At 76.2% G+C, this 15,586-nt stretch carries 12 protein-coding genes; 7 read left to right on the top strand and 5 right to left on the bottom strand.

Annotated features, from left to right (window positions below; translation table 11 throughout):
• The coding region (gene selA, locus ABWI04_RS00005) for an L-seryl-tRNA(Sec) selenium transferase (protein WP_353830915.1) at nt 1-1,092 on the bottom strand (1,092 nt) is incomplete at its 3' end.
• A gap of 102 nt (nt 1,093-1,194) precedes the next feature.
• Here selA and ABWI04_RS00010 point away from each other — a divergent pair.
• The 3 genes from ABWI04_RS00010 (at nt 1,195) to ABWI04_RS00020 (ending at nt 3,949) form a co-directional block, all read left to right on the top strand.
• Complete coding sequence (locus ABWI04_RS00010; RefSeq protein ID WP_353830916.1) at nt 1,195-1,713, top strand: MarR family winged helix-turn-helix transcriptional regulator; 519 nt, start codon at nt 1,195-1,197, stop codon at nt 1,711-1,713.
• On the top strand, nt 1,710-2,564 hold the full coding sequence (locus tag ABWI04_RS00015) for an EamA family transporter (RefSeq protein WP_353830918.1): 855 nt from the start codon (nt 1,710-1,712) through the stop codon (nt 2,562-2,564). The genes ABWI04_RS00010 and ABWI04_RS00015 overlap by 4 nt, the downstream gene beginning before the upstream one ends.
• A gap of 143 nt (nt 2,565-2,707) precedes the next feature.
• Entirely contained in the window at nt 2,708-3,949 is a 1,242-nt protein-coding gene (locus ABWI04_RS00020) for a PucR family transcriptional regulator (RefSeq protein ID WP_353830919.1), read from the top strand.
• 16 nt (nt 3,950-3,965) lie between these two features.
• On the opposite strand, the gene ABWI04_RS00025 is transcribed toward ABWI04_RS00020, so the two are convergent.
• The 3 genes from ABWI04_RS00025 to pdxR form a co-directional block, all read right to left on the bottom strand.
• Nucleotides 3,966-5,723, bottom strand: coding sequence for a fatty acyl-AMP ligase (locus ABWI04_RS00025; protein WP_353830921.1), 1,758 nt, complete (start codon nt 5,721-5,723; stop codon nt 3,966-3,968).
• A complete protein-coding gene (locus ABWI04_RS00030) occupies nt 5,720-6,688 on the bottom strand; it encodes an acyl-CoA desaturase (protein ID WP_345175683.1) in 969 nt (322 codons plus the stop codon). Before ABWI04_RS00030 ends, ABWI04_RS00025 begins: the two co-directional genes overlap by 4 nt.
• A 104-nt stretch (nt 6,689-6,792) precedes the next feature.
• Nucleotides 6,793-8,202, bottom strand: a complete 1,410-nt coding sequence (pdxR, locus tag ABWI04_RS00035; RefSeq protein WP_353830922.1) for a MocR-like pyridoxine biosynthesis transcription factor PdxR — start codon at nt 8,200-8,202, stop codon at nt 6,793-6,795.
• A 47-nt stretch (nt 8,203-8,249) separates the two neighbouring features.
• Between pdxR and ABWI04_RS00040 the strand changes: the two genes are divergently transcribed.
• A complete protein-coding gene (locus ABWI04_RS00040; RefSeq protein WP_353830923.1) occupies nt 8,250-9,455 on the top strand; it encodes an MFS transporter in 1,206 nt (401 codons plus the stop codon).
• Here ABWI04_RS00040 and ABWI04_RS00045 read toward each other — a convergent pair.
• Nucleotides 9,452-12,427, bottom strand: a complete 2,976-nt coding sequence (locus ABWI04_RS00045; protein WP_353830925.1) for an AfsR/SARP family transcriptional regulator — start codon at nt 12,425-12,427, stop codon at nt 9,452-9,454. The two genes, ABWI04_RS00040 and ABWI04_RS00045, sit on opposite strands and share 4 nt — an antisense overlap.
• An 80-nt stretch (nt 12,428-12,507) precedes the next feature.
• Between ABWI04_RS00045 and ABWI04_RS00050 the strand changes: the two genes are divergently transcribed.
• The 3 genes from ABWI04_RS00050 to ABWI04_RS00060 all read left to right on the top strand — a co-directional run bounded on the left by ABWI04_RS00050 (nt 12,508) and on the right by ABWI04_RS00060 (nt 15,550).
• Nucleotides 12,508-13,371 carry an NAD(P)-dependent oxidoreductase gene (locus ABWI04_RS00050; protein WP_353830926.1) on the top strand — a complete coding sequence of 288 codons (864 nt, stop codon included), beginning with the start codon at nt 12,508-12,510 and terminating at the stop codon, nt 13,369-13,371.
• Nucleotides 13,372-13,447: 76 nt separating this feature from the next.
• On the top strand, nt 13,448-15,136 hold the full coding sequence (locus ABWI04_RS00055; protein ID WP_353830927.1) for an ExeM/NucH family extracellular endonuclease: 1,689 nt from the start codon (nt 13,448-13,450) through the stop codon (nt 15,134-15,136).
• A 105-nt stretch (nt 15,137-15,241) separates the two neighbouring features.
• On the top strand, nt 15,242-15,550 hold the full coding sequence (locus ABWI04_RS00060) for a hypothetical protein (RefSeq protein ID WP_345175695.1): 309 nt from the start codon (nt 15,242-15,244) through the stop codon (nt 15,548-15,550).
• Nucleotides 15,551-15,586: the final 36 nt, after the last annotated feature.

Below are 15,586 nucleotides of genomic sequence, written 5' to 3' on the forward strand. Positions count from 1 at the left end.
GTCCACTCCCGCGTCCCGGAGCCGGGCGGCGAGCCGCTCGGCCCGTTCCCGCACCGCGCCCGCGTCGGCGTGCAGCGCCTCGGCCGTGGGGGTGAGCGGCCCGCGGAGGGTGGCCTCCAGGGCGGCGAGCGTCAGCTTGTCGACCCGCAGGGCCCGCGCGAGCGGATGGCGGGCGAGGCGCCGCACCGGCTCGTCCCTCCCGAGGATCAGGCCGCACTGCGGGCCTCCGAGCAGCTTGTCGCCGCTGGCGGTGACGAGGTCGGCGCCCGCCTTGAGCATGGACGCGGCATCGGGCTCGTCGGGCAGGAGCGGCTCGGGGGCGAGCAGGCCGGAGCCGATGTCGGCCACGACCGGCACCCCGAGCCCGGCCAGCTCCGCGACGCCGGCGCCGCGCGCGAAGCCGGTCATGCGGAAGTTGGAGGGGTGCACCTTGAGGATGAACCCGGTCTCCTCGCCGACGGCCGCGGCGTAGTCGTCCGGCGTGGTCCGGTTCGTCATGCCGACCTCGCGCAGCCGGGTGCCGGTGGCGGCCAGCAGCTCGGGGATGCGGAACCCGTCGCCGATCTCCACCATCTCGCCGCGGCTGATGACGATCTCCCGGCCGGGGGCGAGCGCGGCGGCGGCCAGCACCAGCGCCGCCGCTCCGTTGTTGACGACGTGCGCGGCCTCCGCCTGGGGCACCCGCTCGCGCAGCGCCGCGAGGACCGACCGCCCGCGCTTGGCGCGACGGCCGGTCTCCAGGTCGAGTTCGACGTCGGTGGCGCCGGAGGCCACCGCCACGGCCTCGCGGGCCGCCGGCGACAGCGGCGCCCGCCCGAGGTTGGTGTGCAGCAGGACGCCGGTCGCGTTGATCACCGGGCGGAGGCCGGAGGCGTTCGGCGGCAGCGACGCGACGGCGGCGTCGGCCACCGCCTCCGGCGCGATCTCTCCGGCGCGGGCCCGGCGCTGGGCGGCGACGACCGCGGCCTTCACGACGCCGCGCCCGAGCCGCGCCGCCGCGCTCGCGAGGCGCGGTTCGGCGAGCAGCACGTCCGTTCGGGCGATCCGCCGCCGCTCGTCCTCCCCCGCGGCGGGCCCGGCCTCGCGATCCATCAGGCGACCTCCGACATGCAGCGCTACCCCGCCAGCATGGCACGCAAACAGCGCCGCCCCGGAGGAGGGCGCGCCCGCCGGGGCTGCTAACATGCATGACTCATGCATGACAGACTCGCGAACCTGCTGGGCGCCGCCTCGCTGGCGGTGACCGACCTGGTGCTGGCCGGGGCCACCGGCACGGGGCGGGTGAGCGCGAGCGGCGCCGCGGCGCTGGTCGTCCTCTCCCACGCGCCCGGCCTCGGCGTCACCGAGCTCGGACGCCGCGTCGGGTTGACCCAGTCCGCCGCCGCGCGCATGGTGGACGGGCTCCAGACGGCCGGCCTGGTCCGGCGCCGTCCCGGCGGGGGGCGCGCCGTCCAGGTCCTGCTGACGCCGGAGGGCGAGGAGGCGGCGCGCGCGATGCTGGCCGCGCGGGACGCGCCGCTGGCCGGCGTCCTGGACGTCCTGGACGGCGCCGAGCGCGAGGCGCTCACCGGGCTGCTGGCCAAGCTCCTGGCCCGCCTCTACGAGGAGATCGGCGACTCCGACGTCATCTGCCGCCTCTGCGACCGGGGGTGCTGCACGAGCGGCGGCGTCTGTCCGGTCGGCCAGGCCGAACGCAACGCGGGGCGCGCATGACGGGCGTCCTCCTGGCCCTGACCTCGGCGCTGCTCTACGGGGTCGCCGACGTCTGGGGCGGCCTGCTGTCGCGCCGCGCCGACTTCGCCGCCGTCGCGCTGCTCGGCCAGGTCGGCGGGCTCGCGTGCGCGGTCGCCGCGGCGGTGGCCGTCCCCGCTTCCGACGTGGCCGCCGGGGACCTCGCGTGGGGCGCGCTCTCGGGCGCCGGGACGGGCCTCGCGATGGTCTTCCTCTACCGGGGCATCAGCAGGGGGAACCTGAGCATCGTCGTCCCGGTCAGCGCGGTCGGCGGGGTGGCGTTGCCGGTGGTCGTCGGCGTCGCGTTCCTCGGCGACCGCCCCACGGCGGCGGCCTGGCTCGGGATCGGCAACGTGGTGCCCGCGCTGTGGCTGGTGTCCCGGTCGCGGTCGGACGAGGGCGGCCGGGTCCGCGCGGCCCTCGTGAACGGGCTCGCGGCGGGCGCCGGGATCGGGGTGCAGTACCTGGCCCTCGCCCAGGCGGGCGACGACTCCGGCCTCTGGCCCGTCGCGGCGGGACGGGTCGCGGCCGTCCTCGCGATCGCTCCGGTGATGCGCTCGCGCGGGCGGCGCCCACCAGGCGGCCTCCCGGGCGGGACGACGTGGCTGTGGGCGGCGGTGAACGGCGGCCTCGCGGCGGCGGCGCTCGTCTGCTACCTCCTCGCGACCCGGCAGCAGCTCGTCGTCATCGCGGTCGTGCTGTCCTCGCTGTACCCGGTGGTCCCGGTGCTGCTCGGCGTCACGGCGCTGCGCGAGCGCCTGTCGCGGACGCAGGCCGCGGGCCTCGCCGGCGCCGCCGCGGCCGTCGTCCTGCTGACGCTCGCCGCCGGATGAGGACCACTCCTTGTCCGCCGCCACCAGGCGCATCGGTCGGGTGTGACAAGGAATCGGGCGGCGTTGTCACCCATCTGAGTGTCTTGTGCGACGCGCGCTCCCTAGCCTGGCGGCCCCAGGTGTCCGCTGACGGAGGTGACACTTTGACGGAGCTGCACGAGAGGTCCGCCCAGGCCGACGATCTGTCAGGGGAGCCCTGGCGCGACGTCCCCCGGGAAGAGGCGCAGTGGATCCGCCCCCACCTTCCGGCGCTGGTCGACTCCATGGTGGAGGGCGTACTGCGGAACGTCCCCGAGTACGCGCGCCCCGACGACCCCGTCTACACCGAGGTGATGCGCCTCGCGGCGGCGCAGGCCATGGGGCACTTCGTCCAGATGATCGCCGACCCCGACGCCTCCCTGCGGGAGGTGCACCAGGTCTACTTCGACATCGGGTACGGGGAGGCCGTCGAGGGGCGCGGGCTCGAGCACCTGCAGAACGCGATGCGCGTCGCCTCCAGGACCGCGTGGCGGTACCTGTCGCGCGAGGCCGACCGGCTGAAGAAGCCGCGCGACCTGGCGATCGCGCTCACCGAGGCGAACCTCGCCTACCTGGACCTTCTGGCGTCCGCCGCCGCGCAGGGCTACGCCCGGGCGCGGGAGAAGGCCGCGGGCGAGCGCGAGCAGCGCCGCGCCCGCCTGATGAGCCTGCTGCTGTCGGACCCGGCGGCGCCGCGGGACGTCGTCGCCGAGCAGGCCAACCTCGCCGGCTGGCCGCTGCCCGAACGGCTGGCGGTGATCGTGCTGGAGCCGCGGCCCGGCGGCGCCGGGGAGGGGCCCGCCGGGCTGCCGCCGTCCCTGCTGAGCGGCCTGGACCGCGGCCGGCCGTGCCTGGTGATGCCCGACCCGGACCGCCCCGGCGGCCCCGACCGGCTGACCGCCACCCTCGGCGGCTGGGCGGGCGCGGTCGGGCCCTCGGTGCCGCTGGACCGGGCGGGGGTCTCGCTGCGCTGGGCGCACCGGACGCTCGACTCGATGGAGGCCGGGCGGCTCGCCCGGCAGGACCCCGGCGCGCTCGTCCACGCCGACCGGTACGTGCCCGACCTGCTGCTGGAGGAGGGCTGGACGCTCGCCGAGGCGGCCGCCCGGCGCCGGCTGGCCCCGCTCACCGAGCTCGGCCCGCACCGGGGCGGCCGGCTGGCGGCCACGCTGCTGGAGTGCCTCAGGCACGGCTTCAACGCGACGGACGCGGCGGAGGCGCTGTGCGTGCACCCGCAGACCGTCCGGTACCGGCTGGCGCAGCTGCACGAGATCTTCGACTACGACATCGAGGCCCCGGCGATCCGTCTGGAGCTGATGCTGCTGCTCCCCGTCTGGCTGCGCGGCGCCGACGGGGAGCACGCGTGAGGGACGCGGTCACCGCTCACCCGGGCCGGGGCGCCGCCTCCGCGACCGGCAGCCTCCCCTCCAGGTAGGCCCGCCGGCACGCGGACCGGGCGATCTTCCCGCTGCTGGTGCGCGGCAGGCCCCCGGGCTCGATCAGCACGAAGTCGTGCACGCGCAGGTCGTGCTGCTGCTTCACGGCCGTCCGCACCGCCCGCGCCACCTCCTCCTGGTCGAGCAGGGCGACCGGCACCCGGCGGTTCCGCTCGGCAACCACGACCAGGCCCTCCGTGCCGCCGGTGTCGACCGCCACCGCGCAGGCGTACTCGCGGCGGATCGCTCGGTGCGCGCCGGAGACGGTGAACTCGATGTCCTGCGGGTAGTGGTTGCGCCCGTCCACGATGACCAGGTCCTTGATCCGGCCGGTGACGAACAGCTCCCCGCCGTGCAGGACGCCGAGGTCCCCGGTGCGCAGCCACGGGGAGCGCGGCAGGTCGCCGTGGTCCGCCAGCACCGCCTCGAACGTCTCCCTTGTGGCCTCGGGCCGCCCCCAGTAGCCGGCCGCGACGTTCGGGCCGTGCACCCAGATCTCCCCGACGGCGCCGTCCGCGAGCCGCACGCCGGTCTCGGGGTCGGCGATGACGGTGTGCTGCCCGTAGGACGTCCCGCAGGCGATCAGCTGGATCGCGCCGGGCGCGCCCGGGTCGCAGGGCTCGGCGACGCCCCGGCGCAGCCCCTCGTGGTCGAACGCGACGCGGGTCGGCTCCCGGAACCGGGACGAGGCCGACACGTAGACGGTCGCCTCCGCCAGCCCGTACGCGCACACCTGCGCCTCGGGCCGCAGCCCGCAGTCCTTGAACGCCTCGTAGAAGCCGGTGAGCGTGCTCTCCCGGATCGGCTCCGCGCCGTTCATGAAGACCTGCACGCCGCTCAGGTCGAGCTTCGCCTTCTCCTCCTCGGTGACCTGCGCGGTGAGGTACTCGTAGGCGAAGTTGGGGCCGCCGGTGAACGCGTGGTGCTGGGCGCTGAGCAGCTCCAGCCAGCGGACAGGGCGCATGACGAACGCCACCGGATCCATGATCACGCCCGGGTTGCCGTACACCAGCGGCAGCGCGACGGTGGTGACCAGGCCCATGTCGTGGAAGACGGGCAGCCAGTTCACGCCGGACGACACGCGCGGGATGCCGTCGAACGTCCGCCACAGCTGCTCGGCGTTCGTCGCGAAGTTCCCGTGCGTGATGATCACGCCCGCGGGGGTGCGGGTCGAGCCGGAGGTGTACTGCAGGTAGGCGACGTCGCCCGGGTCGACCGGCTCGGGCGTCCAGTCGAGCGCCGCGTCCACCTCGTCGGCGACGATGATCTCGGCGGGCTCGCGGACGCCGCCGCCCGCGAGGAACGAGCGCACGTGCGGCAGCGACGCGCTCGTGGTGATCACGACGTCGGGCTCGGCATCCCGGTAGACGGCGAGGAGCCGGTCGCCGTGGCCCGGCAGGTCCGGGGAGAACAGCGGGACGCCGATGACGCGGGCGTACATGGCGCCGAGGAACGCGGTGACGTAGTGCAGGTCCTGCGGGGCGAGCAGCGCGACCCGCCGCCCGGGCTCGGTGGCCCGGCGGATGGCGGCGGCGGTGCTGCGGGCGCGCCGGTCCAGCTCGCCCCAGGTCACGTCGGTCGCGACGCCGTCCGGGTCCGTCGTGTAGTCCATGAACGTGTAGGCGCGGTCGCCGGGGAAGTCCTTGGCGAACCGGGCGAGCCGCTCGATCAGCGGCGTGCGGTCGAGCGGGGGGAGGTCGGTCATGCTCGCTCTCCGGTGCTGGGGGCGGTCACGCGGCGGGCGGCGAGGCGCTCGTGGTCGGGCCAGCGGACGTCCCAGACCCAGCCGAGCCTCTCGAACACCCAGATGACGCGGGCGCTGATGTCGATCTGGCCCTTGAGGACGCCGTGCCGCGCGCAGGTCGGGTCGGCGTGGTGCAGGTTGTGCCAGGACTCGCCGAACGACGGGATCGCCAGCCACCACACGTTGCGGGCCCGGTCGCGCGTCCTGAAGTCCTCCTTGCCGAACACGTGGCAGATCGAGTTGATCGAGAACGTGATGTGGTCGCCGACGAAGACGCGCATCACCCCGCCCCAGAACAGCGCGGTGACGGCGCCGTGCCACGACCAGGTGAGCAGCGCGCCCAGCCCCATCGGGACGAGGAAGGTCGACAGCACGATCACGGCGTACACGGGGTCGAGGGACAGGAACCGGATGTCCCGGTCCTTGAGCAGGTCGGGCGCGTACTTGCCGCGGGACGTGCGCTCCTTGCCGAACAGCCAGCCCATGTGCGCGTGGTAGAGGCCCTTGGTGAGGCCCCACACACCGGGTCCGTACGCCCAGGGCGAGTGGGGGTCGCCCTCCTGGTCGGCGTACTTGTGGTGGCGGCGGTGGTCGGCGACCCAGCGGACCACCGAGCCGTGCATGGCCTGCCCGCCGAGGATCGCGAGGGCGATCCGCAGCCACCGCTTGGCCTTGAAGCCGCCGTGGGTGAAGTGCCGGTGGTAGCCGACCGTGATCCCGATCGCGTTCAGCGGGTACAGGAACGCGAAGATGGCCATGTCGGTCCAGCCGATCCCCCAGCCCCACAGGAAGGGGACGGCGCCCAGCAGCCCGATGACGGGCCCGACCACGAACACCACGACCGCGACGCGCTCGGGGAACGGGACGGTGCCGGACAGGTCCGGCTGCGGGGTGCGGCTGCCGACGTCGGCGACGCCCGCTGTCATGTCACGACTCCTTCGATTCCGGGTTGCGACGACTGTGTCGCACCCGGCGCGGCGCGCGGAATGAAGTCGTGTCACATGCTGGGGCGCCGCTCTTAGCACTCAACTCAAGATCTGAGGATGTCGGCCACCTCCCGGATCCCGTCCCGGATCGCGCTCTCGGCGAGGTCGCCGAAGCCGAGGACGAGCCGCGGGGGATCGGCCGCGCCGGACGCCCGGTAGGTGCTCATCCCGTACAGGCCGACCGACCGCCGGCGCGCCTCGGCGACGACGCGCCGCTCGTCCGTCCCGCCGGGCAGGTGGGCGACGGCGTGGAAGCCGGCGGCCAGCCCGGTCAGCCGCACGGCGGGGGCGTGCTCGGCGAGGGCCGCCACGAGCGCCGCGCGGCGGCCGGCGTAGACGGGCCGCATCCGGCGCAGGTGCCGCCCGTAGCGGCCGGACTCGACGAGCGCGGCGAGCGCGAGCTGGTCGAGGACGGGCGAGCCGCGGTCGGCGAGCCGCTTCTCCTCCGCCACCGCGCGGGTCAGCGCGGGCGGGCACAGGATCCAGCCGAGCCGCACGGCCGGGGCCAGCGACTTGCTGACCGTCCCGAGGCCGATGACGCGGCCGGGCGCGAGGCCCTGCACCGACCCCACGGGCTCCCGGTCGTAGCGGAACTCGGCGTCGTAGTCGTCCTCGACGACGACCCCGTCCCGCTCGCACGCCCAGTCGGCGAGGGCGCGGCGCCGCTCGGGGGCCAGCACGACGCCGGTCGGCCACTGGTGCGCCGGGGTGACGACGACCGCGCGGGCGCCGCTCGCGTCGAGCGCGTCCACGTCGAGCCCGAGATCGTCCACGGGGACGGGCACCGCCTCGATCCCGGCGCGCTCCGCGGCGGCCATGGTGGCGCCGTCGCCGTAGCCGGGGTCCTCGAACGCCACGCGGCGCACGCCCCGGCGGGCCAGCACGTGCAGGACGATGCCGAGCCCCTGGGCGAAGCCGCCGCAGACGACGATGTCCTCGGCCTCGGCGACCGCCGCGCGCACCCTCCGCAGGTGGCCTGCGAGCACGTCGCGGAGGACCTCGCTGCCGCGCGGGTCGCCGTAGCCGAGCGCCTCGTTGCGCACCGTCCGGGCGACCTCCCGCTGCGCCCACGCCCAGTCGCCGCGCGGGAAGGACGCCAGGTCGGGCACGCCCGCGGCGAAGTCGACGCGGAGCCGGGACGCGTCCGGCCGCGCGGCGGGCGCCGGTTCGCCGTCGACGGCGCGGACGGGCGCCACGCGCGTGGCCGAACCCGCCCGCGCGCACAGGTACCCCTCGGCGTTGAGCTGGCCGTAGCACTCCTGGACGAGGCCGCGGGAGACGCCGAGCTGGCGGGCCAGCTCGCGGGACGACGGCAGCCGCTCCCCCGCCTTGAGGCGTCCGGTGCAGATCGCGTCGCGCAGCGCGGTCTCCAGCTGCGCGCGCAGCGTCCCGGTCGCGTCGCGGTCCAGGTCCAGCAGCAGCTCCGGCGGCGAACCGGCCCACTCGATTGCCATGAAATTGGACCATATAGCAGGCCGGATGGTCCCCTACCGTCGTCCCCATGAGCGAGACACGGGAGACACTGCCGCGGCCGGGCACCCCCGCCGCCGCGCGGCCGCCGCTGGTCGGGCGGCATCTGGCGCTGGTGTTCGCGGCCGCCTTCGGCACGCTGACGGGGTTCTTCCTGCTGTTCTCGGTCGTGCCGATGTACGCGGTCGACGGCGGCGCGGGCGGGGTCGGGGCGGGCGTCACCACGGGCGCGCTGATGCTGACGACCGTGCTCGCCGAGCTCTCGCTGCCCCGGCTGCTCGACCGGTTCGGGCACCGGCGGGTCCTCGCGGCGGGAATCGTGCTGCTCGGGGCGCCCTCGCTCGCGCTGCCGTTCTCCTCGACCATGGCGACGATCACGGCGGTGAGCCTGGTGCGCGGCCTCGGCTTCGCGGTGACCGTGGTGGTGTCGGGCGCGCTGGTCGCGGGGCTGCTCCCGGCGGAGCGGCGCGGCGAGGGGATCGGGCTGTTCGGGATCGTGGCCGGGGTGCCGTCGCTGCTCGCGCTGCCGCTCGGGGTGTGGCTCGCGGGCGAGGTCGGCTACACGCCGGTGTTCGTCGCGGGCTCGGTCGCCTCGCTCGCCGCGCTGGCGGCGCTGCCCGGCCTGCCGGGCAGGATCACCGGGCCGGACTCCGGCGGACCGGCCCCCGAGCGGCCCTTCGGCATCGTCGCGGGACTGCGGTCGGCGGCGCTGCTGCGCCCGGCCCTCGCGTTCGCCTCGACCGCGATGGCGGCGGGCGTCCTGGTCACGTTCCTGCCCGACGCCGTCCCCGCCGGGGTCGCGGCGGCGGCGCTGTTCGTCCAGCCCGCGGCCGCCACGCTCTCGCGCTGGTGGGCGGGCCGGATCGGGGACCGGCACGGCGCGGCCCGGCTCCTCCTGCCCGCCGTGGCCGTCTCCGCGGCCGGCATCGCGCTGCTGTCCCTGGCGCCGAACACGGTCGCCGTCCTCGCCGCCATGGTGGTGTTCGGGGCGGGCTTCGGCGTCACGCAGAACGCCAGCATGGCCATGATGTTCGAGCGGGCGCCCGCGTCCGGCTACGGCACGGTCAGCGCGCTGTGGAACATCGGCTACGACGGCGGCATGGGCGTCGGCGGCGCCGCGTTCGGCGTCACGGCCGCCGCGACCGGCTACCCGGTCGCCTTCGCGCTCACCGCCGCCGTGATGTTCCTGGCCCTGCCCCTCGCGGTCTCCCGCCGCTCCGGCTCCCGCCGCTCCTAGCCGAGCCGGGCGGCGATCCGGTCGACGTCGCCGCGCTCCGCCGCGGGCAGCGGCGCGCCCACGGCCGCCCTGGCCCGCGAGGCGGCGGCCAGCGCCCGCGCGGCCTCCGCGCGGCGTCCGGCGAGGGAGAGCGCCCCGGCCATGCCCTCCTGCGCGAGCGCGACCGCGCGGGGGTGGCCGGTGGCGCGGGCCGCCGCCAGGCCCTCGGTGTGCAGGTCGAGCGCCCCGGCGGCGTCGCCGCGCAGCTCGGCGATGAACCCCAGCTCGGCCAGGAGGAAGGCCAGGCCGGGCGCCCCCTCGATGGCGCGGCACCAGTCGAGCCAGCGCCGCAGGACCGCCTCGGCCTCGGCCAAGCGCCCGCGCCTGCGCGCCGCGAGGGCGAGGCCGACCTCGGCGAAGTGCTCCATCCGGCGGTGCGCCTCGCGGACGGCCAGCCGCCTGCCGCGCTCGTGCAGCTCGTCGGCGCGGTCGAGGTCGCCTTCGAGCAGCGCGACGCGGCCGAGGCGGGCGAGGCGGCCGGCCGCCTCCGCCCCGAGCCCGAGCTCCTCGGCGTCGCGCAGGCCGCTCTCGTGCAGGTCCCGCGCGCGGGCGTAGTCGCCGGTCACCTCCGCGAGCAGGCCGAGCGTCTCGGTGGCCTGGAGGCGGCCCCACCGGTCGCCCGCCGCGCCGAACAGCCGCAGGGCCCGCTCGCCGTCGCGGCGGGCCCGGGCGAGGTCACCGGCCGACAGCGCCTGCCCGGCCCGCACGGCGAGCGCCGCCGCCTCGCCCCACTCGTCTCCCCGGGCGCGGAACCCGTCGAGCGCGCGGGCCGCGAGCTCGTCGATCGCCTCCAGGTCCCCGAACCCGCCGCGGACGAACCCGAGGAACCAGCACGCCCACGGGTCGCCGTCGGCGGCGAGGGCCTCGCGCACCCGCTCGTCGCGGTCGGCGCCGTCGCCGTCCAGCAGGGCGAACCCGGTGTGCCAGGTCCGCGCCCGCGCGGCGGACGCCGGGTCCGCCGGGCCCGGCACGGCGAGCGCCCGCTCGAACGCCCGGCGCGCCTCGCCGGCGCGGCCCCACAGGAACCAGGCCCAGCCCATCGCGTCGACCAACCGCAGCGCGCGTCCGGCGTCGCCCGCCCGGACGGCGCCGTCGAGGGCGGCCCGCAGGTTGCCGGTCTCCGCGCGCAGCCGCCGCAGGGCGTCGCGCTGCCCCGGACCGCGCAGGTCGGCGCTCTCGGCGAGGCGGATGTAGTAGTCGGCGTGGCGGCGGCGCGCCCGCTCCTCCTCGCCCGCCTCCCGGAGCCGCTCGGCGCCGTACGCGGCGACCGTTTCGAGCAGCCGGTACCGCGGCCCCTCGCCCGCCACGACGAGCGACCGGTCGACGAGGCCCGCGAGCGTCTCGACGTCGGCGCCGCAGACCGCCTCGGCCGCGTCGAGGGTGCAGCCGCCCGCGTGGACCGCCAGCCGCCGCAGCACCGCCCGCTCGCGCTCCTCCAGGGGCTCCCAGCTCCAGTCGATCAGGGCGCGGAGCGTGCGCTGCCGGGGCGGGGCGTCCCGGGCGCCGGACGACAGCAGCCGGAAGCGGTCGTCCAGCCGTTCGGCCAGGCCGGCGACGCCGAGCGCCCGCACCCGCGTCGCCGCCAGCTCCAGGGCCAGCGGGACGCCGTCGAGGCGGTCGCAGATCGCGGCGATCGACTCGGCGTCCCCCGGGCCGGACGCCAGGCCCGCCCGCGCGGCGAACAGCGCGGCGGCGGCCCCGGCGTCCAGCGGCGGGACGGTCCAGAGCCGCTCCCCCGAGATCGCCAGCGGCTCCCGGCTGGTGGCGAGGACCCGCAGGTCCGCGACGTCGCGCAGCAGCGCCGCCGCCAGCCGCGCCACCGGCTCGGCCACGTGCTCGCAGTTGTCGAGGACCAGCAGCGCCCGCCTGCCGCCGAGCGCCTCGCCCAGCCGCGCGGCCGGTCCGCCGCCGGAGCCCGCGTCGTCGCGCAGCCCGAGCACCCCGGCGGTGAACGACGCCGCGTCGTCGGCGGACGCGCCCGCCTCCAGCCCCTCGTCGAGCCGCACGAGCCACACCTCGCCGGCGCCGCGCAGGGCGCGCGCGACGGCCACCGCGAGCCGGGTCTTGCCCACCCCGCCCATCCCGTGCAGCGTCACGAGGCGCGACTCCTCCAGCAGCGCGGCCAGTTCCCGGACGGCCGCGTCCCGGCCGACGAGGGGCGTCACGTCCGCGGGCAGGTTGCCTCGCGGCCCGCCGACCGCCGGGTCGCGGCGCAGCATGGAGGCGTGCAGGTCCGCCAGCGCGGGCGAGGGGTCCAGGCCCAGCTCGTCGCGCAGGCGGACGCGCAGGTCGTCGAAGGCGGCGAGGGCCTCGGCGGGCCGGCCCGCCCGGTACAGGGCCCGCATGTGCGCCGCGCGCAGCCGCTCCCGGAACGGGTGCTCGTCCACCGCTCCGCGCAGCTCGGCCGCCAGCGCCGCGTCCTCGCCCAGTTCGAGGCGGGCCTCGGCGCGCCCCTCCATCGCCGCGAGGCGCAGTTCGTCCAGACGGGCGATCTCGGGGACGGCGAACGGCGCGTCGGCGAAGTCGGCGAACGCGGGGCCGCGCCAGAGCGCCAGCGCCTCGGCGAACCGCGCGGCGCGGGCGGCGGGGTCCGGTTCGTCCGCCGCCCGGCCGGCGAGGACGGCGAAGTCGAGCGCGTCGGTCCGCACGGCGAGCCGGTAGCCGGGCGGGCTGGTCTCGACCAGAGCGCGGGCGCCCGGTTCGGCGTCCTCGAGCGTCCGGCGCAGCTGGGAGACGCGGGCCCGCAGCGTCGCGGGCGGATCGGCGGGCAGCGCGTCGCCCCACAGGTCGTCGATGAGCCGGTCGGCGGAGACGGCGCGCCCGGCGTGCGCGAGGAGGTCGGCCAGCAGCGCCCGCACCTTCCGGTCCGGGACCGGGACCGGGCGGCCGTCCTCCGTCCGCACCTCCAGCGGACCGAGGACCCCGAAGCGCATGCCCCCACCGTAATGCGGCCCGAACCTTTCCCGAACCCGCGCGCCGCAGGCTGGAGCCCTACGAAACGAAGGGGATGCACATGACGACGACTTCTGTGACCGTGCTCGGGCTGGGGCTGATGGGCAGCGCGCTCGCCGAGGCGCTGCTGGCGGACGGGCGGAGCGTGACCGTGTGGAACCGCTCGCGCGCCAAGGCCGAGCCGCTCGTGGCCAGGGGCGCGGTGGAGGCGGAGAGCGCCGCGGCGGCCGTGTCGGCGAGCCCGCTGGTGATCGTGTGCCTGTCGGTGTACGCCAACGCCGGGGAGATCCTCGGCGACGCGGCGGCCGGGCGCACGATCGTCCAGCTCACCAACGGGACGCCCCGGCAGGCGCGCGCCCTGGCCGAGCGCGCCGCCGGACTCGGCGCCCGGTACGTGGACGGCGGCATCATGGCCGTCCCGCCCATGATCGGGCGGCCGGAGGCGCTGATCCTCTACAGCGGCGACCAGGAGGCGTTCGAGGAGCACCGCGAGACCCTCGCGGTGCTCGGCCGGCCCCAGTTCCTCGGCGCCGACCCGGGGCTCGCGCCGCTGTTCGACCTGGCCCTGTTGGACGCCATGTACGGCATGATCGCCGGTTTCCAGCACGCCTTCGCGCTCGTCCGGTCGGAGAAGGTCGCGGCCACGGACTTCGAGCCGATGGCCACCGCGTGGCTGACCGCGATGCTCGGCATGCTGCCCGACCAGGCCCGCGCCGTGGAGGCGGGCGACTTCGCCACCACCGTCTCCAGCGTCGCGACCAGCCAGGTGGCCTTCCCCGGCCTGATCGAGACGAGCCGCGACCAGGGCGTGGACCCCGGGTACCTGCTCTCCGTGCGGGACCTGCTCGACCGAGCGGTCGAGGAGGGGTACGGCGAGGACGGCCTCGCCCGCCTGATCACCCTTCTGGAGAACCCGGGGCGGTAGCCGGGTCCGTTGCGAATTGGTGGAGTCTTCATTAACGGTTCGCTGGTCGGCCAGGGGGCGCGCCTACTCTCCCGCCATGCGCCGAACAGCAGCAGCACTCGCGACGGTCCTGACCGCCGGCCTCGCCGCCGGCGTCCAGGCGGCCGCCGCGGCGGAGCCGCCCACCTGCGGCACTCCCGCCGACCACCAGATCGCCGAGATCCAGGGCAGCGGCGGCACGACCCCCCACGCCGGGCAGACCGTCCGGGTCGAGGGGGTCGTGACCGCCGACTTCCAGCGCGCCGACCAGCTCAAGGGCTTCTTCGTCCAGGACCCGACGCCCGACGCGGACCCGCGGACCTCCGACGGGCTGTTCGTCTACTCGACCACCGACGTCGCGGTCGGCGACCGGGTCCTGGTCACCGGCAAGGCCGTCGAGTACAGCGGGCTCACCGAACTGTCGCCGGTGTCGGCCGTGGACGTGTGCGGCACGGGGAAGGTCGCGCCGACGTCCGTCCGGCTGCCCCTCAAGGGCGGCGCGGGGATGGAGCAGTACGAGGGCATGCTGCTGCGGTTCGGCCAGCGGCTCACCGCCACCGAGACCTACCAGCTCGGACGGTACGGGCAGGTCACCGTCTCCGCGGGCGGCCGCCTCTTCCAGCCGACCGACGGGCACGGCGGCACCCAGGCGGGCAACGACGCGCGGCGGCTCCTCGTCGACGACGGGTCGAACGTGCAGAACCCCGCGACGATCCCCTACACCGACCCCCGCGTCCTGCGGATCGGGGACGTCACGACCGGGCTGACCGGTGTGCTCACCTACCAGTTCGGCGCCTACGCGTTGCAGCCGACCAGGCCCGCGCGGTTCGACGACCGGAACCCGGCGCCGAAGCGGCCGCGGAACGTGGGCGGCGACGTGCGCGTCGCGAGCTTCAACACCCTGAACTGGTTCACGACGCTGGACAGGCGCGGCGCGGACACGACGGAGGAGCAGGAGCGGCAGCTCGCCAAGCTGACCGCCGCGCTGCGGGGCCTGGACGCCGACGTCGTCGGGCTGATGGAGGTCGAGAACAACGGCGACACCGCCGTCGGGGCGATCGTCGACCGGCTGAACCGGGCGGCGGGCGCGGGAACGTACGCGTGGGTGCGGCACCCCTACCCGGGCACGGACGAGATCCACGTCGCGCTGATCTACCGGCCGTCGAAGGTGACGCCGGTCGGCGACGCGCGCTCGTCGCAGGACCCGCTGTTCGACCGCCCGCCGCTGGTGCAGACGTTCCGCCCCCGCACGGGCGGGACGGCGTTCACCATGATCGTCAACCACTTCAAGTCGAAGAGCTGCGGCGGCGCCGCCGGACCCGACCAGGACCAGGGCGACGGCCAGGGCTGCTACAACGCCCGCCGCGTGTCCCAGGCCAAGGCGGTCGCCGCGCTCGCGGACGGCGTGACGAACCCGCTCGTGGTCGGCGACCTCAACGCCTACACCGCCGAGGACCCGGTGAAGGCCCTCACCGGCGCCGGGCTCGTCGGGCAGACGCAGCGGTTCGTCCGCCCGAGCCAGCGGTACAGCTACGTCTTCGACGGGCAGTCGGGCGAGCTGGACCACGCGCTCGCGGGCCGGGCGCTGTCGCGGCGCGTGACCGGCGCGACGATCTGGCACGTCAACAGCGACGAGCCGGTGTTCCTCGACTACAACACCGAGTTCAACCCGCCCGCGTTCTACCGGCCGGACGCGTTCCGCTCGTCCGACCACGACCCCGTCCTGCTCGGCCTCGACCTGCGCTGAGCCGCCCCCTCGGGCCGGCCGCCGGAAAAGGGGCGGCCGGCCCTCTCGCGCGCCGAGGTCACCGAGCGTATGATCCAGGTCACATTCCTAGAGATCGGTGCGCTCATGACCGAAGCCGTGTCCGGCGCCGTCCCCGCCTCGGCGTCCGCTCCCCGCCTCGCGTTCGGAATCGGCCCCGACGGCACCTACACCCGGTTCGGGCAGGTCGCCGCCTTCGTCCTCGGACTCCTCACCACGTTCGCGTTCCTGCCCCTGGTCGTGGTCGGCGCCCTGCTGTACACCCGGGCCGAGACCCGGTTCGGGGAGGACCCCGCGCGGGCCCGCACGCTGGTCAACTGGTCGTGGCTCAGCATCACGGCCCCCGTCGTGGTCGCGGTCGTCGCGGTCGTCGCCGTCGCCGCGCTGAAGGGCTAGCGGGAAGAGGACCGGCCCGGGACGGGTTGGCACAGG

Origin of the sequence: Actinomadura sp. NPDC000929, from assembly GCF_040492065.1 — a bacterium.
GTDB lineage: Bacteria > Actinomycetota > Actinomycetes > Streptosporangiales > Streptosporangiaceae > Spirillospora > Spirillospora verrucosospora.